Consider the following 21,111-nt stretch of genomic DNA (forward strand, 5'->3'; position numbering starts at 1 on the left):
TAATTACTTCAAAACTTAATCCTAGCACTTCAAATAAAGAAATATACTTCTTTACTGTATTCCTGGAAAGAGATAAGTACTTACTTATGAATAACTTACTTTTGCCGTTACAGTAGAATTTAATTGCTTTTCTAATTTTACTCATGTCTGTTATTTTGTTTGCCATAATCCGTGTTTTTTTAAACGAATGTATGGTGCTAACAACATGAAAAAGTCAGTAGTTTTTAATGTCCAATTTTACCTCAAATTCAGGTGGTCAATTTGAACTGGAAAGTGGTGGTCAGTTTGCTCCGAAACTGGTGGTCAATTTGCACTGGAATTGGGTGGTCAATTTGACCGGTTTTTCCAATTATACAATCAATTCATTTGACAAAATAAGACAATTTCACGGTTGGGAAGTTAGATTAGCATTTCCAATAGATTACAATACTTATAATAAAATACAAGCAGTTACAGGGGCAGTTATTTATGGTTATCTCCACAAGGATTTTTGGAGAAAAGTGAAGAGAAAGAAAAGCGTACAAATAAAAGGGTGTACCTATAATTTTCCGTCTCCTTCATTCAACTATAAAAAAAAATTGGCTCCTGTTTCTGTTATTGGTGTAAGTAAGATTTTTAAAATATCTATTGCGACAGCTTCACGATTAAAGACTGCAGCATACAAAGAAGGATTCGTAAAACTTAAAAAGAATTACGAAGATATTAATATGGATATTCCTTTATTGATGTCTATTCATAAATATAATGATTTGAATGATAATATTGTTTATCACAAGAATGATTATAGAATGCAGTTAATTGACACGGTTTATCCTCTTTTTTATTTTGTCAAGCGAACTAACCTGAAAACATAAAGAAAAGGGATTATAAGGGAATGCCAAAAGTGATGTTTTTTTAGAAATTTTAAGTGCTTTACAAATATTGTTGGGTGATACTTTTTATTATATATAAATGTATTATCAATATAGATATTTATCTTATAAATTTATTAATTATATTTGAAAAATAAAGAAGCAAAGTATCAAAAATGAACGAAGAAAATAAAGATTTAATTGTTACCGATGAAGACACTGCAATTGAGGATAAAAATGATGGTGGACTTTATCCTTATGACCCGGCTTATGAAAATATAGAAATTGGAGAAGACCCTTTTTCTGTGTACGAATATTTAAGGCAATTAGATAAAGGTAAAATATTAATTCAACCAGATTTTCAAAGAAATCAAGTTTGGGATAAAAAACAAAAGAGTAAATTTATTGAATCTATTATTTTAAATTTTCCTTTACCACCAATTTATCTTAATGAAACTAAAGAATCTACATATATAGTAATTGATGGTCTCCAACGTTCCACTGCTTTAAAACAATTTTATAAAGGTGAATATGCTTTAACCGGAATCGAGGCTTTACCAAAATACAATGGGCGTAAATTTAAAGACTTGCCTGAAGTTTTACAGTCCAAATTTGAAGATAAAAAATTAACTGTTTTTATATTAAAGCCATCAACACCTATGGTTGTTATTTATGATTTATTCAATCGTATTAATACAGGTGGTACCCAATTAAATAGACAAGAAGTTAGAAATTGTATTTTTATTGGAAAATCTACTCAGTTACTAAAGGAATTATCTGAGCAACAATATTTTAAGCAGGCAATTAATTCTGGTGTTTCGGACAAAAGAATGAAAGATAGAGAAGTTATTTTAAGATATCTTGCATTTAGATGGTTTGATTACGAGAATTTATATTCAGGAGATATGAGCGATTTTGTGGAAAGCGCAATGAAAAAGATAAATAAAAAAAGTGAAGAGGATATTCAGATTATTAAAGATGATTTTCATAAAGTGATGAAGTTGTCATTTTCTATTTGGAAATACGAAAATTTTAGAATGCCTACTGATAAAACTAAGGGAACTATTAATATTGCGATTTTTGAAACAGTTTGTAATTATTTATCTAATACAAGTGAAAGTTTTGTTGCAACTAATAAAAGTAAAATAAAAAATAATTATAGATCGTTAATTCGTAATACAACATATTACGAAGCTGTAACTAAATCAACAGGTAACAAAGCAAAAGTATTAGATCGTTTCAGATTAGCGAATGAAATTTTAAATCAAAATACATTATGATTAAAGAGTTACAAATCCAAAACTTCAAATGTTTCAGTAACTCAACACCTTTTGAGTTTTCAAAAATAAATTTACTTACAGGAATTAATGGGAGAGGAAAATCCTCTCTTTTACAATCATTTTTGATATTGTCTCAATCAGCATGGAGAAACAGTAATTTAAAAAAACTTGTTATTAATGATGAATTAATCAATCTCGGAAATTTTGATGATATTAAAAATAGTGAAACTCCTAGAGGCGAAAATATACACTTCAATATAAAATTTGACAATCCTTTTATTGACGAAGCAAAAATACAGTTCGATGAAAATCCGGATAAACCATTGGAGGCTGATTTTGTTAAATTGGATATTACCTCACATGGAAAAAACATTGTTATTAATCATTTTGATAAAGAAGTTGATGAAATAATCATTACGTTTTCCGAGGTGCTTAAGAAAATTCATTTTGTTAGTGCCGATAGACTTGGTCCCGTTAAATTTATGGAAAAAACTAATTTACCAGAATTTATTCATGTAGGTCCTAGAGGTGAACACACTATAAATATTTTAGCGGATTCAATTAATTTGCCAGTTATCAATGAAATTCTTTACAAGGGGAATGATGCAAACTCTCTTATTCAACAAACTATAGAATGGTTAAGTTATATATTAGAGGGTGCTAAAATTGAAATCGGTGGAAAAGAAAAGGAAAGTAGTGTACTTTATATGCTTATGAACAATAGGAATAATTCTTATGCATATAAACCTGCCAACATTGGCTTTGGGTATAGTTATATCTTGCCATTAATTGTTACAGGACTTATTGCCAAACCTGGTGAAACAATAATAATAGAAAACCCTGAGGCGCATCTTCATCCTAGAGCTCAATCAAAAATTGCGGAGTTCTTTTCAAAAGTAGCTTCATGCGGCGTACAAGTATTCATTGAATCTCATAGTGAGCATATTTTAAACGGACTAAGAGTTAGCGCATTAAATCCTGAAATTGATATTAAATTCAATGAATTAGCAGTACACTATTTTGATGAATCTTTTGATTCCGTAAAATTAACTATGGATGAAAAAGGTAAAATCCCTAATTGGCCATATGGTTTCTTTGACCAGCAGGAAATAGATTTTGCGGATATTTTTAAATATACAAGATAATCGCTATGATAGCAGAATTTTACATCATAGCAGAATCATTTGCTCAAAATACAACTGCTTCTAAAGCAGAAATTGAAACTAAAATTGAAGCTTTGGGAAATGACTTTGTAAGTATTCGAAAACACAAGGAAACTAATAAATTATTTATAAACCCTGATATTTATAATATACCTTTCATTAACGAGGTGTCAATTTCAGATTTACTATTCAATGATCAAATAGCAAATAATAACTTAGATAGAGATGCAAGAAATATGCTCAAAAAAATTGTTATTGAAACAGAAACTAAAAACATTACTAGTCAGGAAGTAATTGAAGTATTATTACCTGAGCATAATCAAGATTTATGTCATGGCTTAATAGCATTTAATACTGTAACTGGTGTTCATCCAGAATTTCAAGTTGTTTATAATCATAATGGATGGTTAGATTTCAGGAGATATTATTTAGAAATTTATCCGAAAAATAGTGTGTTTTTTATTGATGAATGCATAAAATATTTTCCAAATTTATATTTTCACGAAAGAAATAAAACTACCATTGGAGCAATTTTACACAATTGCCCAAAAAAAATTGTTTATCACTTAACCGCATTAAATGATAAATTTAGAGATACAGATGCTACTCATTTGAATAGATCACAAATACTTGAGCATTTTAGCATTAATGCTAATTTAGACGCAACAGCATCTTTGGAGGGAAATGCGGCAAGAAAACCTATATTAACATTTAGTTTCTTAAACGATAAAAAAGAAACTGTAAATATTTGTTGCGAACCACATTTAAAATTATGCCATAACGATTTCTACCCAGGCGATGCGTCTTATTCAAATGATAGAAGAATATACTTTCACGAAGGAATTAATAATATTCAAGAAAACAGAATCTTAATTGGTCATATTGGTGACCACTTATAATAAAAATATATGCCAACATTAAACTGGATAGGTAAAGACAAAGTTGTTAACCATCACCTAGAAGTACCTTTCAAGGTATTGGAGCATTCCTATGGTTTTGATAATGGTGTACAAACCGATAAAGAAACCAAGAGCGGAAATAAAATAATTCATGGTGATAATCTTGAAGCTCTGAAAGCTTTATTACCCGAATATGAAGGGAAAATTAAATGCACATATATTGATCCACCATATAATACAGGTAATGAAGGTTGGAAATACAATGATAATGTAAGCCATCCAAAAATAAAAAAATGGTTGGGAGAAACTGTAGGTAAAGAGGGTGATGATCTAACGAGGCATGATAAATGGCTTTGTATGATGTATCCGAGATTAAAATTACTTCATAAGTTACTTTCCAATGATGGTTTGATATTTATTTCTATCGATGATAATGAGTATCAAAATTTAAAATATATATGTGATGAGATTTTTGGAAGAAATAATTTCATTACAAATTTTACTTGGAGAACAGATGGTAATTTTGATAATCAAGCAAAAATTAAAATTAACCATGAATATATTCTATGCTATTCTAAAAACATAGATTTTTTCGAATATCCAAAAGTTGTTGATCCAAATATTTCAATAGATAGTAAATTATTTAAAACCGAAATTAGAAATACAATTGTTAAAAATGGCCCGAAAAATCCCATAAGTGATGTCAAACTTCCAATAGGTTTTCCTTGTGATATTGAAAGTGGTGTAATAAAAAAAAGAAATAATTCTTGGCCTCATTATGAATCTGATGCAAAAATAGAAGACTATAAATTAACAAATGAAGTAATTGTAAAAAGTGGATGGAGTTCTAAAGGAATTTTTGAGGCTTTTATTAAAAATGAATTTAATTCAGTAAAAGACAGTAAAAATCAAGAAACCACCTTTACCATATCCAAAACTGGCGCTATTGAGAATATAAAATCAAGATCTCAAGCAAGTCATGTTGTAAGTTCTCTTTTTAATATGGGTAGTACGCAAAACATGAGTAGTGAATTAAAAAAAATGGGGATTGATTTTGACTACCCAAAGTCAATAAACCTAATTCAATATTTAATCAGTATTGTGAATGGAGAAAATTTTATTGTTCTTGATTCATTTGCTGGATCTGGCACAACCGCTCAAGCGGTGTTAAATTTAAATGATATAGACGGAAAAAATAGAAAATTTATTATCATTGAGTTAATGGATTATGTTGAAAGTATAACTTCCGAAAGAATAAAGAAAGTTATAAGTGGATATTCCGATGTTAAAGGTAAAGGAGGATGTTTTGACTTTTATAAATTAGAACAATCATTATTTAATCATGATGGGAACTTAAATGAAAATGTAGATACTGACAAAATTAGAAATTATGTTTACTATACAGAAACAAAAAATGTATTAAATAAAAAGAAACATCTTGATAATAAATATTTTCTTGACAAAAATAATGACACATCATATTATTTTTTATATGAACCCAGCGAGACAACAACTTTAAATCATGCGTTCTTGGCAACAATGAAAACCAAAGCTGAGCAATATATAATTTATGCAGATAATGTTAGTCTTGATGAAATATTTATGACAACTCACAATATTATTTTCAAAAAAATACCTAGAGGTATAACAAGATTTTAAAAAATGGAATTAAAACCCTATCAACAACAAGTAATCAATGATCTATCATTGTTTTTGGAAGAAGTACAGGAAACCAAAGACGTGAAAGAAGCATTTTATAATTTTTGGTCTCGACACCCAAAAACTCCTTTGTTTCCATTTGTTGGAACCGCGATAGAACCTTATAAAAATAATGTTCCTAGAGTACCACATATTTGTGTAAAAGTGCCAACTGCAGGGGGGAAAACATTTATTGCTTGCAATGCAATTAAAACAATTTTCGATTCATTTCTATTAGAGAAACCAAAAGCAGTGATTTGGTTAGTACCATCGATTACAATTTTAGACCAGACAATCAAAAACTTAAAAGACCCGTCACATCCATACAGACAAAAAATAAATTCTCATTTTGGTAATAAAGTGGAAGTGTTTGACAAAGCAGCTTTATTACAAGGAAGTGGTTTTAATGCAACATCCATCAAAGAACAATTAAACATATTAGTTTTTAGTTTTGATAGTTTAAGGGCAAAGAATAAAGAAGATAGAAAAGTATTTCAAGAAAATGGAAATTTACAATCGTTTGAAACTGTTTTAGGAAAAGATACAGATATAACATTAGGAGCTGTTATTAAATACTTAAATCCACTAGTGATTGTTGATGAAAGTCATAACGCAGAAAGTGATCTGAGTATTGATATGCTAAAGGAAATAAATCCTTGTTTTATATTGGACCTTACTGCAACTCCTCGAAATAATAGCAATATAATTAGTTTTATTGATGCATTGGAGTTGAAAAAGGAAAATATGGTAAAACTACCTGTTATTGTCTACAATCACCAGGACAAAACTGAAGTAATAAATTCGTCATTGCAATTACAAAGACGGTTAGAGTTACAATCCATCGAAGAAGAAAAGAAAGGTGGTAAATATATACGGCCTATTGTATTGTTTCAAGCACAACCAAAAAACGGTAAAGATTTTTTAAACGAGGAAGAAGAAAAATCAAATGTTCAAAAACTCAAAGAAAAACTAATTGAACTTAAGATTCCGGAAAACCAAATTAAAATTAAAACGGCAAACATTAACGAAATCAAAAATGAAGATTTGATGAGTAAAGAATGTGAAGTACGTTTTATAATTACTATTAATGCATTAAAAGAAGGTTGGGATTGCCCTTTCGCATATATATTATCTTCTTTAGCAGATAAGAGCTCAGCAGTTGATGTTGAACAAATTTTAGGTAGGGTTTTAAGACAGCCATACGTAATGAAACATAATTTTCCTTTACTTAATTTGAGTTATGTTTTAACAGCTTCGTCAAAATTTTTGGAAACCTTAGATAACATAGTTAAAGGTTTAAACAAAGCTGGTTTTAGTGATAAAGATTATAAGTTGGCCAATCCTGTTATGCTTGAAGAGTCTAAAAAACAAGATCCATTGCAACAACTTAATGTATTTGAAACTATTAAAAATATAGATAATATAGAAATATCAGAAGATATTACTGCTGATATAGATACAACCAGAATTTCAATACCTTCAGATTCTATCTTGCCAAATACAACTGTTGCAAACATAGAACAAACAGCTATTCAACAAAATGACGTATTTGAAAAAACTGTTTCCGATATGGAAACTAATAATGAAATTGTTTTACCAAACGAAATACAAAAACTTGTGAAAACATATAGTATTAAAGATATTTTTATTGATCAAGCAGCACAAATCAATTTACCACAGTTCTTTTTAAAAGTTCCATCGAATGATTTATTTGGAAAAAAAGAAGAGGAATTGCCTTTAGAAAAAGAAAATCTACTAGAAGGCTTTAAACTTAGTCAAGAGGAAAGGAAAATTGATTTTGCAAGTATATCATCAGAACTTTATAAGATTGATCTTGATGAAACAAAGAAAGAACACACACCAACATTCGTTAGACTAGACGGACTTGTTAAGGAAAGTGTGATGGCTTATATCCTTGACCCATCAAGAAAAGATACTAGAGTTAAAAATTTCACTAAGAGAATTATGGATATTATTGGGAATATGTATCCTATACCTGATAAAGAAATTGAGAAGTATTTAAAACTTATTTTAGAAGACTTTAGTGATGAACAGTTTAGTGACTTTGCAAATAATGAATATACCTATACGGATAAAATTAAAAGTAAAATAAAATCATTGTCAGAAGCATTTGCAGAACAAAAATTCAAAGACTTTTTAGATATTGATAAAGTATTTATTAAACCATCATTTGAGTTGCCAAAAAACATTACCCCAGGACTAACTTCGAAAGACATAACCAAATCCCTTTATGAAAAAGAAGGAAGTATGAATGGTTATGAAGAACGAGTTATCAATGAAATTGGGAATATGACCAATATTGCTTTTTGGACGAGAAATATTGAAAGGAAAGGATTTAGAATAAATGGTTTTGTAAATCATTACCCTGATTTCATAATCCAAACTAAAAGTGGTAAAACAATAGTACTTGAAACAAAAGGAGATCATTTAGATGCTGAACAAAAAATTAGATTGGGTGGGCTTTGGGCAAGTAAGTCAGGTAATGATTACCGATATTTTATGGTTTATGAAAGAAGGAATGTAGATGGTGCTTATAAATTAGAAGAGTTTCTAAATCTAATAAAGGATATTTAGTATTAATATCACGATTGTTTCAATTCAAGATATTATAAGAATATTTTGAAATTAAGTGTTATTGTAGAAATATAAGAAACACAAAATTAAACGATTTTAAAAAGTAGTGTTATGAGTCAAATGTTAGCGGATATAAGCAGAATTGTAAATGGTGATATTAGCCCAAGAGTTACTCAATATGATGTGCTTTTTGAAGCAATTACAAATGCTATTCACGCCAATGCTACTGAGATTAAATGTTACCTAAATTCAGTCGATAATCAACTTAAAGAAGGTGAAAATGAACTTGGGTCAATTAAAATAGATACAGTAAAAATTGTCGATAATGGCGATGGCTTGACCGATAAAAATTTTGCCTCTTTTTCCACATATCGTACGGAACACAAAAAGGAATTGGGTTGCAAAGGTGTTGGTCGATTTGTTTTTCTTAAGATTTTCAAAAATGTTAATTATAAAAGTAGATTAAAAACTGAGTCAGAGGAAAGAAAATTCAAATTTGATTTTAATTTTGACACTGATGATTTGGTAAAAGAAACAGTAGTCGTTGCAAGCAATGAAACAATACTTACTTTGTCAGGTTTAACTTCTAAATACTATGATGACACCAAAAAAATTGATCGTAGGATTGAATTAGATATTGAAACAATTAGAGAAAAAGTGTTAATGAATCTTATTCCTACTTTGTTTTTTTATAAGCAAAAAGGAAAAAATATAACTATTACATTTCATAACGAATTCGATACGACACATAACAAAATAAGTTCTAGTGATATTCCTGACTTTCAAGAAAATATTTTTGAAGTCAAAAATAAAGATGGTAATATTTTCAAATTCAACCTGCATCATAAAATTATAAAGGATTCCGGTAATCTAAACGCTTATTATTGTGCAAATAATAGGACAGTATGCGAGTTTAGTGAAAAGGATTTGAAAATTGCAATGCCTTATGGTTATTCCGGTTTTATGCTATTAGAATCTGATTATCTTAATGAACACTCCAATAATGAACGTAATGATTTCGATATTTATCCAGTTAAAATTGACGTTTTTTCGACATTGTCTTGGGAGATGATTAACACAAATTTAAAAAAGGAAATTAGTGAAATAGTGAAGGCGGGAATTCCAGAAACTCAAAAAAGAAACATTGAAAAATTAGAGGAAATTCAGGAAGAAAGACCATATTTGATGAATTATATTGAAGATGAGGATATTGAAATGGCAGGGTTTTTAGATAAAAAACACATAATTGAAAAAGCCAAAAAGCGATTTGATATTGTAAAGGAAAAGGTTCTTGTAAATGCTGGTAAAGATGAATATTCAGATGAAGAATTAAATGAAGCGATACAGCTCGCTCAAAATGAATTAGTATCCTATATAAATGATAGAATTCAAGTCATTGAAAGACTCAAAACATTTGTTACCAAAAGTGAACGTGTTGAAAAAATTATTCATAATCTCTTTATGGAAATGCGTACTGATGATGATTACTACAGTGTTGGTAAAAATAATCTTTGGCTTTTAGATGATCGTTATACAACATATAGTTATGCAGCGAGTGATAAACGAATCCGCGATGTTTTGAAAGGGATTGATGAAGGAAATGGTGATACTGAAATATTAGATGATAAACCAGATTTGTCTCTTTTCTTCTCACATAATCCGAATAATCCAGAAAGATTAAAATCGGTACTGATAGAAATAAAACCGTTTGACTATAGTTCAAAACCTGATCGTAAAAAGTTTGCCGGAATTCAACAGTTATTAGATTATGTCAAAGCATTTAAAGCAAAGGACAAAATCGATGAAGTTTCTGCATTTTTAATAACTGAAATTGACCATAAATTAGAAGTGAGACTTAGGGAAGATGATTATACACCTTTGTTTTCAACTGAAAATCCAATTTTTCATAGATTTTATAAAGAAACTGGAATTTCTATATTTGTTATAAGTGCTACAACTCTTATTAAAGACGCAGAAGCAAGAAATAAAGTGTTTTTAGAAATTATTAGAAAACAAACAAGATTGAATAAACTAATGGAAAAATCAATGGTTGTTTAATGGTAGGTATTTTAAGTGAAACACAGTTTGAAAATCATTTAAGAAATGATATTTTGCCATTTGCTATTCCTGAAGACAATAATCACAAATTATTTAATTTCAAGAAAGCAGTTGATATTCTAATTGCTAGAAATGGGGTGAACCCTAAACTTTTTTTTATTGAAGTAAAATACCATAAACCTAATCACGGTAGATTAGGGTTTGGTCACGGTAAAGGTGGTGGGTTTCAGCCTGAAGTTCTAATAACCGCAACAGATTATTTTGAAGAAAATATGCGTTGGGTTTTGGGAGAAGAAAGTAGCGAAAAATACTGGTTTGTTGATAGTAATATGATTAGACAATATTTAAATGGCGATGTTGTAGGTGAAAAATATAATGGCATTAAAATTAAATTATTCAAGGAAGTTCAGTCATTAACTAAAGAAGAATTGATTATCAAAATTAATAATTGGCTATTATTATAGTTCCTTTTCTTGATACTATTCTTGTAGTGTTATTTCATTTATGTTTCAGATAAAAACATCACGGGCAATCAAGCGGGCTCAAGACGGTCATTCACTTTGTTAGGTTATACAGTTTTGGAAGGTCAGTCTGATGTTTACTTAACTACATTTTAATTTAATAAGCAGTATTAGAGTCTTAATTACTATTGGTTTTATATCTTCCTTTCAAATTCCCATATCGACCAATAAAAGATTTTAAAAAGGGAAGAGCATAACTAGAATGCTGCTTTAATTTATTTCTTAACTTTAATTTTCAATAAAATTAAAATAATAGGAAATGGAAAATTCAACTATAAAAAGACAAGAACTTTACGATTTAGTTTGGAAGGAATCAATAACTTCACTTGCTAAGAAATATGCATTAACTTCCCATGGGCTTAAAAGTATTTGTAAAAATAGTAATATTCCACTTCCACAAAATGGATATTGGAGTAAGGTAAAATTTAATAAGCCTGTTGTCATTGAAAAACTTCCTGAAGATTCATCTTTTTCTCAATTAATTGAATTAACCAGTAGCGTAAAGGAGGATACAATTAGTTACGAGCGGTCTCCTTATACTATTCTTATCCAGGAAATAGAAAATGACCCTAATGCACCAGTAATTGTATCTGACAATCTTACAAAACCTGATATTTTAATTCAAAACACGCAAGAAATATATAGAAAACAAAAAAAAGAACGCTTTTATCGCGATGATAAAGTAGATTATGTAGCAATAAATGTAGACGATGCAAATTTAGCCAGAGCACTACGTATAATGGATGCTTTTATTAAATTATTAAGATACAGAGGTCACTCCTTCAGAAGAGACCGCAATAATTTCGGTCCACATATTGTAATAAAAGACGTTGAATTTTCTTTTTACTTAAGAGAAGTGCAAAAAAGAATCCCTGCTGACAAATTGCATTATAGCTCAACTTATCTTCCAACAGGGAAATTAGTATTGAAAATTGGACAAAGTATAACAGCTGTTGAATGGAAAGATGGCAGTGTGAAATTAGAAAATCAATTGGTCAAAATTGTCGCTAAATTAGAATTGCTAGCAGAAAAAGAAATATTATGGCGCGAAGAATGTCGAATAGCAGCCATTCAAAGAGCAGAAGAGGAAAGAATAAAAAAAGAATTTCTTGCACGAAAAGATAAAGAAATAATTAAAATTAAAAAGCTTTTTTCTGATGCAGAAAAATTCGAAAAAGCAACAGTTTACCGTAGGTTTATAAAGGCCACAGAACAAAAAGCAATCGAAGAAAATAACGTAACATCCGTATTAAAAGATTGGATAAAATGGGCTAATGAAAAAGCCGATTGGTTTGATCCTTTTACAAAGAGAGAAGACGAATTATTAAACGAAAATGACAAAGAGGAATTGCATAAACCAAAACAACAAAATAATTATTACAGATAATCAACAATATTTAGTCATCCAAATAATACTTGCAATCAAGCGGTCTCTCTTCGGTCGTTCTCTTTGTTCCGTTCGGCAGCTCCAGTCGGTCGTTCCTTCCTCCGTTCCACAGACACTTCGCAGCCCATAAAAAAATAAGGCAGCCAAAAAATAGGCAGCCTTATTTTTTAGGCTGCTCGTTCCTCATCTTCACACGGTCACTTCCTGCGTTCGGTCGGGCTTATGCATCCACAATACAGCTTCATTTCGTTACACTCCGCAGGCTACGTTTCACTACATTCCAGCAGTATAATGTCTGCCGCCCTTTATTTTTTCAGCGGTTGCTCCTTCGCACAGCCATCGGGGTTGGCTCCGTTATTACTTTGCCCTAAATAAAGGAACGCCAGAGGCTGGCTTTTATATTTCCCCCGTCGTTTCACGCTGCTATCCCTTCTTTCCACTTCGCAAGGGCTGCGTTTCATTCTCGGTCTAGCGTGGCTGTTCGATTGCCGCAACCCCGCCACTGCGCTCCTCGAAAAACAATAATTTCCGCTATCGCTTCAATTATCATTTTCTGCGGTGCTTGGGGGTGTTAAAATCTTTCACGAGAACTATGGTGCATTTTATTGAAAAGAAAGAGAAAAAAAACCAGCAAATTTAGCATTCATTCCTCACTTCCAGTCGGTCGTGCCTTCCTCCATTCCCGTTCGTCATTACTGCTTCGTATAATGGCTTTCTTTTTTTCTCTTTTTTCTTTTCAAAAAATAATTTACCTGGAATAAGTTATATATTTTTATAGAATATTACCTACTAGATAAAGTTTATGAAATTTTTAAAACCAAATAGCGTTTCGGGCGAAATTATGAACTTGTTGGACGAGGCTAAAGAAAAAGTGATTATTGTTTCTCCTTATTGTAAATTCGATAAATGGTATAAACTCGTTAAGAAATTAAAGGATTTACAATCGAGAAATATTGAAATTGAATTTTACATAAGAGATAATGAACCAGAAACATTAGAACAAGTGTTGAAAATAGGAATTGTGCCAATTTGCATCCCTAATTTGCACGCTAAAGTATATCTCAATGAAAAAACCGCAATAGTTACATCGATGAATTTGTTGCTAAGTTCTGAAATTAATTCTCTGGACTTAGGCTATATGACTAGTACTAAAGAAGAATATTTAGAATTGATTGATTTTTATGAGACGTATCTAAAAAGAAATTTTTTAAGTTCTAATGATGATAATCATAATGATGATTGGAAAGATAGATTGCTTAATTTATTGAGGGATAAATTTAAAAAAATTAACGCCTTCGAAGATGAAAATAAAATATTTTTCAAAACTTCCTCAAACAATTATGAAGTTTTTATATCGAACGAATATCAAAGAAATACTTTGCGAATGACTGGAATTATTTCCGGTAGTGAATATGAATACGCTAATTCAATTGCAGATGAATTGGATAAAAATAATTTGGTGTTTGAGATAATGAGAGGAAGAAATAGACATTATGATTCTATATGGGCAACTCTTGATATTAATTTAAAAGCATCTAATATTAATGATGTAAATAATATTGAATCCCGAAATGTTGTAAATGCGGTTGTTGATTACATTTCTCAAATAGAAGAAATAAAAGAGTATTGTTATAAAAACAGATAGTCTAAATTGTTATGAGAGAGGACTTTAATATTACTGGGCTGTTTTATGAAAATCAAGGATACAAATTCAGAAAATTTTTAAATATTGTAAAGAAGGATTCAAATTGTCAAATTCCTGATTTGATGGTAGTAATGATGAATCCTGGAGGATCAAGACCAATTAATGGATATGATGATTATAAAATTGAAACTGAAACAATCCCGGATAGAACGCAGGATCAGATAATGGTATTGATGAATAATTGTAAATTTAATTATGCAAGAATTTTGAATCTATCAGATTTTAGAGAACCGAAAAGTCGAAAATTTTACAATCAAATGGATGATTTTGAGACTAAAAATATACATCATTCTATTTTTTGCGAGGAGAGAAAAGAAGATTTTAATAAACTATTCATTAAAGATATTCCTGTAATTTTTGCCTGGGGTGTAAATAGAAATCTTTTTGAATTGGCAGCATTAGCAAAAGAAAGAATTGGACTGGTAAACGTATCTGGTCTAAAAAAGGAAGGGGAGGAGTATGCCTATTATCACCCTTTACCTCAAACCTATAATAAACAAAAGGAATGGGTAATTAATATTACTGAAACGATAAAAGCCTAGTTGTTAGACTAGGCTTGATCAGTTAATATGGAAATCTTTGTCAATCAAAGCAGTGTTATTTATTTTTAAATTTGATTAAGATTTTCAATAGGAGAGAAACCACAAAACTTACAATGGCACCAACGATTGCCAGGAAAATTGTTTTTACAATATCCTCTGAAAGGATATTAGGCAAAACACTCATAAAAGTTCCTGATACGGTTCCGGTTCGGAGGGAAATATTAGTCTCCATCTCTAGGTTTATTTAGGTTCTCTTCAACTACTGTCATTTGGCTAACTGCAGATATAACACCTCCTACAACTGCCATATATCCGGCAGTAGTTATAATTGCTGTGGGTAAAACTATTGGAGCAGCTATTACACTTCCGCTGATGGCCAATAAAGCCAAACCTATACCTCTCAAAATCTTGAAAAACTTCGGAGTTGGTGCTTTTACTCTTTTTATAATATTCATAATTATAAATTTAAAATTTAACAATCAATTCAACACTTTCATTATTGTCCAAAGCTTTATAAACCAAGTCTTTTAATCTTGTAAATGCTTTTCTAGACATTAGACCTAAACCAGGTCCTGAAAGTTTTGTTACTGGAGCTATACAGCCATTCAATTCTAATAAAGCATTATTAGCTGGATGAAATAAAATCAAACTTCTATTCACCACATTTGTAACTTCCAAATGCCATTTAAACTTATTACTGCATCGCTTTTTTATAAAATATTTCCCTTCCGGAATGCAGGAAACCCTTTTCTCGTTTTCCTTCCAAGGCAATTCAATTGTATAACATATAAATTTACCTTCACATTCGAGTTTTCCGTTAGTTCCGTTAGGGAAATAAGTTCTTTGTAGTTGGATAACCATTCTACAATCCGCTCACTGAAACCAATGCCAATGGGTTGTATGCGCCATTTTTCAAGGCGTACATTTGTCCATTCACTTCTTGGTAAAACTCTAATCCTAAAGCCAAAAACAAGGGTTTAGTACTGTTTGGAGTCACTGTGTTTGCTTGGTTAATCACTGCTGTTGCAGTTTGTCCCCAAGGAAGAATATCACTTTCAGAATGTGCTTCAGTGAAAGTTTCAGCTTCAAAATCAATTTCTGCACCTGCAGAAATGATTTTAAAATGCGTAGTTCCACTAGGTGCAGCAATCATATTTGAAGGAACAAAAGAATCCAAATCAACAGAAATCACACCACTACCTCGATCAATAACCCCAACATAGGGAGCGAATAAACTGGTGCCCAGTTTTCCTCTAATGTTGAATTCAAAGCCAGAAAGCAATTCTGCTTCACCATCAATTACATTACGCAGTCCTCTCTCACTAGTCACATCCGCTTGGATTACTTTAATCATTGCTTGAGTCAATCTACTCACCATTCTACTATCAGCAGAATTCAAGAGTAAAGATCTCATTGCTGTTCTCAAAATCTTTCCGGCCTTACCAGCTCTTCCAAATTCAGCACCGTTCTCACGTGTTCTTTGAAACGCAGGATCACTCTTAATTCTACTAGCGTCAATTCCGCCTTTTTCACGTGCCAAATGCCCGTCTTTGGTTTTGTAAAAAGTAATATCTCCGATAGTACCTTTCAACTTAATTATGCCTTTTTGCCTTGCCATAATTTCTAAAATTTAAATTAATAATTTGTTTTAAATTCGCTCAATCATCATCCTGTTGCAACATCTTTCGATTGAATTGGTAACAAATATGTTATTTAAAGTTTTAGTATAAAAGAAACGTTTCATTACTTTGTACCATAAGGATATAGATGTCATAAATAAACATTAATTTCATTCTAAATGGAAAGAATATATTTACTAATTTTATAATCTGACAAGAAATAATGTTATTGGTGTTTTAATAGTACTCAAAGCCTAGGCAAAGGCATAGATAGTGTATGAAAATCGAAAATAAGAGACTGTGTATTTATCCAAAGGACATACAGCGCATTACAGGTAAAAGTTATCGTCAAAGCATTAGATTGTTGCACAATATCAGAAAGGAGCTAAATAAGCTCCAAAATGAGTTTGTAAGTATAGAAGAGTTTTGCCAGTACACCAGTCTAAAACAAGACCAGGTTGAGTTATTGATTATTGGTTAGAAATGGGTTTGATATTTTTTAATAAATACAGATTCATTTCAAAATATTACCGAAGGTGGAGGGTGAGCTATTTATATTTGTGCCAATGGTTATTAGAATATACTTTCTTTTTCAATTGAGAATCACTTAAATCTAATGAATCCCTAAATCCTACTTCATTTAATTCTAGCGCTTGGTCTTTTCTAAAATGCCAAAATGAATTATAACTTCCAACCTTAAGAGTTATATGAATGTTTTGTGTTGTGTCCTGAAATTCGTGTTGTATTTCTTCAACATAAAACCAATTTATGTTTGTTATCGCTTTGACAAAAGGTAAGCTAATATTTTCTCCAACTCTAGGCAGATGTTCAAGTTTGTCCATAATGAAATAACAGTTCTTGCCATAATAGTTAATAGTAAAATGATATAATACCTTATTGAAGCTTAATTTCAAATTATTAGTGAATCCAAATATATGATTGTGCATTTGTAACAAAAGCTTTCTAAGTATATGACTTTTTAATCCAGTTGCCTCTTCAATATCTTTCATTCTTGGAAAAGGTATTTCTAGATTATCATCTAAATAATCTTTGGCAAGTATGAAGTCCACTATGGGTTGGTATTCTATTTTATCTTTGAATAATATTTTTAATTGCTCTCTGATGTAGATGAAATCAATTACAATTTGTTTGATAGAGGGTGTATCGTTCATAATTTCTGTTTTTTTCTATTATAAAATTAATAAAAAAAGTAAAATAAATGAACCGTGGGCTAAATGTGGGCTAATAGTTAAAACAAAAAACCCTAACTCACTGATAATCAGTAGCTAGGGTTTTAATTCCGCGGAGAAAGAGGGATTCGAACCCCCGGACCTGTAACAGTCAACAGTTTTCAAGACTGCCGCATTCGACCGCTCTGCCATTTCTCCAGTATATCGCTTTCGTTGTCTGATTGCGAGTGCAAATATAGGAACCTTTTTTGGTTATGCAAATCTATTTTTATAAAAAAAGCATCTATTTTTATGACTATTTTTTAAATGTTTCATTTACTTCGCTTTACAATAAAATTATTTTTAAAAAATAATTTAAAAAGGATTTAATATTGTACATATTCGGTTATTTCCAACCCGTATCCTATCATTCCAACCCGTTTGGTTTGCTCAGCATTGGATACTAATCTAATTTTTGAGATATCAATATCATGTAGTATTTGAGCCCCAATTCCAAAATCCTTACTGTCAATAATTATTTTTGGTGCTTTCATTGTACCTTCGGCCTGTAAATTCTTCAATTCAGAAATGCGACTAAGAAGATTGACAGATTGCATATCTTGATTAATAAAGATTACAGCACCTCTTCCTTGCTCATTAATTACTTTAAACATGTCATCAAGTTGCTGGTCGGCATTGTTTGTCAAAGTACCCAATAAATCATTATTCACCTGAGAAGAATTTATTCGGGTTAAAATAGATTCTCCTAAATTCCAAGTTCCTTTTGTTAAAGCAATATGTATTTGTTTATTGGTTGTTTGTTGATAGGCTCTTAATCTGAAAGTACCAAAACGGGTTTCCAGATCAAAATCTTCTTTTTTGACAATTAAACTATCATGTTGCATTCTGTAAGCAACTAAATCTTCAATAGAAACTAATTTTAAATCGAATTTTTTAGCCACTTTTACTAATTGGGGTAAGCGAGCCATTGAACCATCTTCGTTCATGATTTCTACAATGACTCCCGCCGATTTAAAACCTGCTAAACGCGCAAAATCTATGGCAGCTTCTGTATGTCCTGTTCTTCTTAATACGCCTCCTTGTTTAGCAATAAGAGGGAATATATGTCCTGGTCGTGCTAAATCATGTGGTTTGGTTTTCGAATCTACCAGTGATAAAATAGTTTTAGCTCTATCGGCTGCTGATATTCCTGTAGTAACTCCATTTCCTCTTAAATCTACCGAAACTGTAAAAGCAGTTTCCATTGGATCCGTATTGTTAGTAACCATAACATGCAGGCCTAATTCTTTACAACGGCTTTCTGTCAATGGTGCACAAATTAATCCACGTCCGTGTGTTGCCATGAAATTAATCATTTCAGGTGTTACTTTTTCGGCTGCAGCCAAAAAATCACCTTCATTTTCTCGATCTTCATCATCAACAACTATAATAATTTTACCTTGACGAATATCTTCAATCGCTTCTTCTATAGTGTTGAGCTGTATTTTATTTGTAACCATGATTGGTATTTATTTTTGAGATGGAAATATTTTTTTTAATAGTTTTTGAAATGGAGCTAAAACAACATCCATGTTGATTAATCCAATATCATTTGTAGCCCTGTAGGACAAGAGAATTGCTAATGGTGTCAAAACAAAGGAAGACATCCATGCACCCATAAATGGAGACATAGTATTTTCCTGTGAAATTCTTTTACCAAAAGTATTTATAAAATGGAATGTGATGAATATTAACACAGCAAAAATGATAGGAAGCCCTAATCCTCCTTTTCTGATAATAGCTCCTAAAGGTGCTCCAATAAAAAACATTAAAAAACAAGCAAATGCGATTACAAATTTGTCATAAAATGCCAATATATGATTATTAATGTTTTTTTGCTTGAGTTTAAATTCAGTATTACTGGCATCTATTGAATATTTAGTACTCGCTAAATTACTAATAACAATATCTAGTATTTTTACTTTTTGATCATTTTTGTACAAAGACAATATGTTATCAGGAAGGTTTTTATTTTTTTTGGCAGGTTGTATCTTATTATCTTTTGGAATTCCAATTCGTTGATTTATATTTTCTGAAAACGAAATGATATCGGTTTTAAAGGTTTTGTGAAGTGAATCCAATGTGTAGTTTAATTCGCTGATATTAAGCATTGTGTTTGTGTTAGCAATACTTTGATCATTAGTATCCGTTTTATTCAATTTTGATAAATCGATATTAATAATGTACTTTTTAAAGGTGCTTTTTGCAAATGGCATTTTACTGCGATCTTCATATTTTTTTGGAGTAATGTCCTCATAATAGTACCCATTATTCAATACTAATTGTAGAATGCTGGATTTTTCATTGCTGATCAACAGGCCATCTTTGGCTTTGATTACCGTTTTACTGCCATCACCAAAATCAGATTTTTTATGGATAGTAATTCCGGTTAGCGTATTTCCATTTTCCCCTGATTTTTTATTGACTTTAATATTATAAAAACCAACATCGCTAAATTGTCCTTCTGTAATTGCTAGAGCAGGCTTTGCTTGTGCAATATTTTTTCTGAAATTAATAAACTTATATTCGGCAAAAGGAATTACATTATTTGAAAATAAAAAAGCGATAATACTCAATAATAGTATAAAAACGGTTAGGCTTTTCATCGCTCTTTTCAGCGAAACACCCGCAGATTTCATTGCAGCTAATTCATAATTTTCCGATAAATCACCAAAGGTCATTATAGAAGCCAACAAAACCGACAACGGTAATACTAATGGAATAATTCGTGGCATCGAAAAAGCTAAAAATTTGATAATCATTGGAAGATCCAAATCTTTACCAGCCAATTCAGCTATAAACAACCAAATGGTCTGAAGTATGAATATGAAAAAAAGTATTACAAATACTGTCGTAAATGTAGTCAGAAATGTTTTTAATAAGTATTTGTCAAGAATTTTCACCTAAGAATTAATCTAATTTATTGATGTAGTAATTTGGATATTTACTTTGGGCAAAGGTAAATTGATTTTTTGACAATGGTTGGTTCGTTTTGAAAGAATTAACCGTTAAAGTAGTTTTTGTGCCTTTTTTACCCATTTCAATCAAATTATAGATGTGTTTTGTCTGTACATCTATGCCTAACAACACTTCTTTTCTTTGGTCTTTACCACTCGTAGGAATGAGTTTTATATATTGAATTTTTCTGCCTTTTATATCCTGTAAAATATCCATAGAATATCTGTAACCGATATTAAAAAAAGTAAGCATCTTGGAAGGCGTAATAGCATTGTCGTCTTTTTCGCTTACTTTAGAAATGGTAATTTCTTCGTCTTCAGGAACAATTGTATAGGTTTTACTCCCATCAAAAATTTTAGTAATCCCCATAAAATTCAATACATATTGATTGCCTTTCATGATTACATTTCCTTTGCTGTCCTGATTGATGTTTTCTTTAGCATTGTTTAAAGAGTATTTAAAATCAATGATTATTGTATCATAACTTTTAACTTTTGCAGTTACTTGGTCTAAAAGGTCTTTCGCTTTTTTATCTTGTGCTTGAGTCAAAAAACTAAAAAAAAGTAAAGCTGTGATTAAAATATATTTTTTAAACATGTTTTTTAT

19 protein-coding genes and 1 tRNA gene are annotated in these 21,111 nt (G+C 30.6%); 11 read left to right on the top strand and 9 right to left on the bottom strand.

Features of this window, described 5'->3' with window-relative positions:
- Positions 1-227: 227 nt before the first annotated feature.
- The 11 genes from C4S35_RS14405 (at position 228) to C4S35_RS14455 (ending at position 14,699) form a co-directional block, all read left to right on the top strand.
- Positions 228-854, top strand: a complete 627-nt coding sequence (locus C4S35_RS14405) for a hypothetical protein (protein ID WP_104000852.1) — start codon at positions 228-230, stop codon at positions 852-854.
- 173 nt (positions 855-1,027) lie between these two features.
- The gene (locus C4S35_RS14410; RefSeq protein ID WP_104000853.1) at positions 1,028-2,131 is read left to right on the top strand and encodes a DUF262 domain-containing protein; all 1,104 of its coding nucleotides are present in this window, start codon (positions 1,028-1,030) and stop codon (positions 2,129-2,131) included.
- Positions 2,128-3,276, top strand: a complete 1,149-nt coding sequence (locus tag C4S35_RS14415; RefSeq protein ID WP_104000854.1) for a DUF3696 domain-containing protein — start codon at positions 2,128-2,130, stop codon at positions 3,274-3,276. The genes C4S35_RS14410 and C4S35_RS14415 overlap by 4 nt, the downstream gene beginning before the upstream one ends.
- 5 nt (positions 3,277-3,281) lie before the next feature.
- Positions 3,282-4,193, top strand: coding sequence for a hypothetical protein (locus C4S35_RS14420; protein ID WP_104000855.1), 912 nt, complete (start codon positions 3,282-3,284; stop codon positions 4,191-4,193).
- Positions 4,194-4,202: 9 nt separating this feature from the next.
- The gene (locus tag C4S35_RS14425) at positions 4,203-5,852 is read left to right on the top strand and encodes a site-specific DNA-methyltransferase (RefSeq protein WP_104000856.1); all 1,650 of its coding nucleotides are present in this window, start codon (positions 4,203-4,205) and stop codon (positions 5,850-5,852) included.
- 3 nt (positions 5,853-5,855) lie between these two features.
- Complete coding sequence (locus C4S35_RS14430; protein WP_104000857.1) at positions 5,856-8,486, top strand: DEAD/DEAH box helicase; 2,631 nt, start codon at positions 5,856-5,858, stop codon at positions 8,484-8,486.
- A 111-nt stretch (positions 8,487-8,597) separates the two neighbouring features.
- Positions 8,598-10,544 carry an ATP-binding protein gene (locus C4S35_RS14435; protein ID WP_104000858.1) on the top strand — a complete coding sequence of 649 codons (1,947 nt, stop codon included), beginning with the start codon at positions 8,598-8,600 and terminating at the stop codon, positions 10,542-10,544.
- Positions 10,544-11,008 carry a hypothetical protein gene (locus C4S35_RS14440; RefSeq protein ID WP_104000859.1) on the top strand — a complete coding sequence of 155 codons (465 nt, stop codon included), beginning with the start codon at positions 10,544-10,546 and terminating at the stop codon, positions 11,006-11,008. Before C4S35_RS14435 ends, C4S35_RS14440 begins: the two co-directional genes overlap by 1 nt.
- 316 nt (positions 11,009-11,324) lie before the next feature.
- Complete coding sequence (locus C4S35_RS14445; RefSeq protein ID WP_104000860.1) at positions 11,325-12,452, top strand: hypothetical protein; 1,128 nt, start codon at positions 11,325-11,327, stop codon at positions 12,450-12,452.
- Between the two features lie 802 nt (positions 12,453-13,254).
- The gene (locus tag C4S35_RS14450; protein ID WP_104000861.1) at positions 13,255-14,097 is read left to right on the top strand and encodes a phospholipase D-like domain-containing protein; all 843 of its coding nucleotides are present in this window, start codon (positions 13,255-13,257) and stop codon (positions 14,095-14,097) included.
- An 11-nt stretch (positions 14,098-14,108) separates the two neighbouring features.
- Positions 14,109-14,699 (top strand): DUF1643 domain-containing protein, encoded by a 591-nt coding sequence (locus C4S35_RS14455; protein WP_104000862.1) that lies wholly within the window; start codon positions 14,109-14,111, stop codon positions 14,697-14,699.
- A gap of 55 nt (positions 14,700-14,754) precedes the next feature.
- Here C4S35_RS14455 and C4S35_RS15765 read toward each other — a convergent pair whose 3' ends face one another.
- The 9 genes from C4S35_RS15765 to lolA1 form a co-directional block, all read right to left on the bottom strand.
- Positions 14,755-14,931, bottom strand: coding sequence for a hypothetical protein (locus C4S35_RS15765; RefSeq protein WP_167386527.1), 177 nt, complete (start codon positions 14,929-14,931; stop codon positions 14,755-14,757).
- The gene (locus C4S35_RS14460; RefSeq protein WP_104000886.1) at positions 14,921-15,154 is read right to left on the bottom strand and encodes a hypothetical protein; all 234 of its coding nucleotides are present in this window, start codon (positions 15,152-15,154) and stop codon (positions 14,921-14,923) included. The genes C4S35_RS15765 and C4S35_RS14460 overlap by 11 nt, the downstream gene beginning before the upstream one ends.
- A 10-nt stretch (positions 15,155-15,164) precedes the next feature.
- Positions 15,165-15,560, bottom strand: coding sequence for a DUF5675 family protein (locus C4S35_RS14465; RefSeq protein WP_104000863.1), 396 nt, complete (start codon positions 15,558-15,560; stop codon positions 15,165-15,167).
- Position 15,561: 1 nt separating this feature from the next.
- Positions 15,562-16,317: a hypothetical protein gene (locus C4S35_RS14470; protein ID WP_104000864.1), complete on the bottom strand. Its 756-nt coding sequence runs from the start codon at positions 16,315-16,317 to the stop codon at positions 15,562-15,564.
- 549 nt (positions 16,318-16,866) lie between these two features.
- Positions 16,867-17,490 (bottom strand): hypothetical protein, encoded by a 624-nt coding sequence (locus C4S35_RS14480; RefSeq protein ID WP_104000866.1) that lies wholly within the window; start codon positions 17,488-17,490, stop codon positions 16,867-16,869.
- 131 nt (positions 17,491-17,621) lie between these two features.
- A tRNA-Ser gene (locus C4S35_RS14485) sits at positions 17,622-17,706 on the bottom strand.
- 167 nt (positions 17,707-17,873) lie between these two features.
- Positions 17,874-19,007, bottom strand: coding sequence for a 3,4-dihydroxy-2-butanone-4-phosphate synthase (ribB, locus tag C4S35_RS14490; protein ID WP_167386528.1), 1,134 nt, complete (start codon positions 19,005-19,007; stop codon positions 17,874-17,876).
- Between the two features lie 9 nt (positions 19,008-19,016).
- Positions 19,017-20,450 (bottom strand): LptF/LptG family permease, encoded by a 1,434-nt coding sequence (locus C4S35_RS14495; RefSeq protein WP_104000868.1) that lies wholly within the window; start codon positions 20,448-20,450, stop codon positions 19,017-19,019.
- 7 nt (positions 20,451-20,457) lie between these two features.
- Positions 20,458-21,102 carry an outer membrane lipoprotein periplasmic chaperone LolA1 gene (gene lolA1, locus C4S35_RS14500; RefSeq protein WP_104000887.1) on the bottom strand — a complete coding sequence of 215 codons (645 nt, stop codon included), beginning with the start codon at positions 21,100-21,102 and terminating at the stop codon, positions 20,458-20,460.
- Between the last annotated feature and the right edge of the window lie 9 nt (positions 21,103-21,111).

It is taken from the genome of Flavobacterium urumqiense (assembly GCF_900108015.1).
Classification (GTDB): Bacteria; Bacteroidota; Bacteroidia; order Flavobacteriales; family Flavobacteriaceae; genus Flavobacterium; species Flavobacterium urumqiense.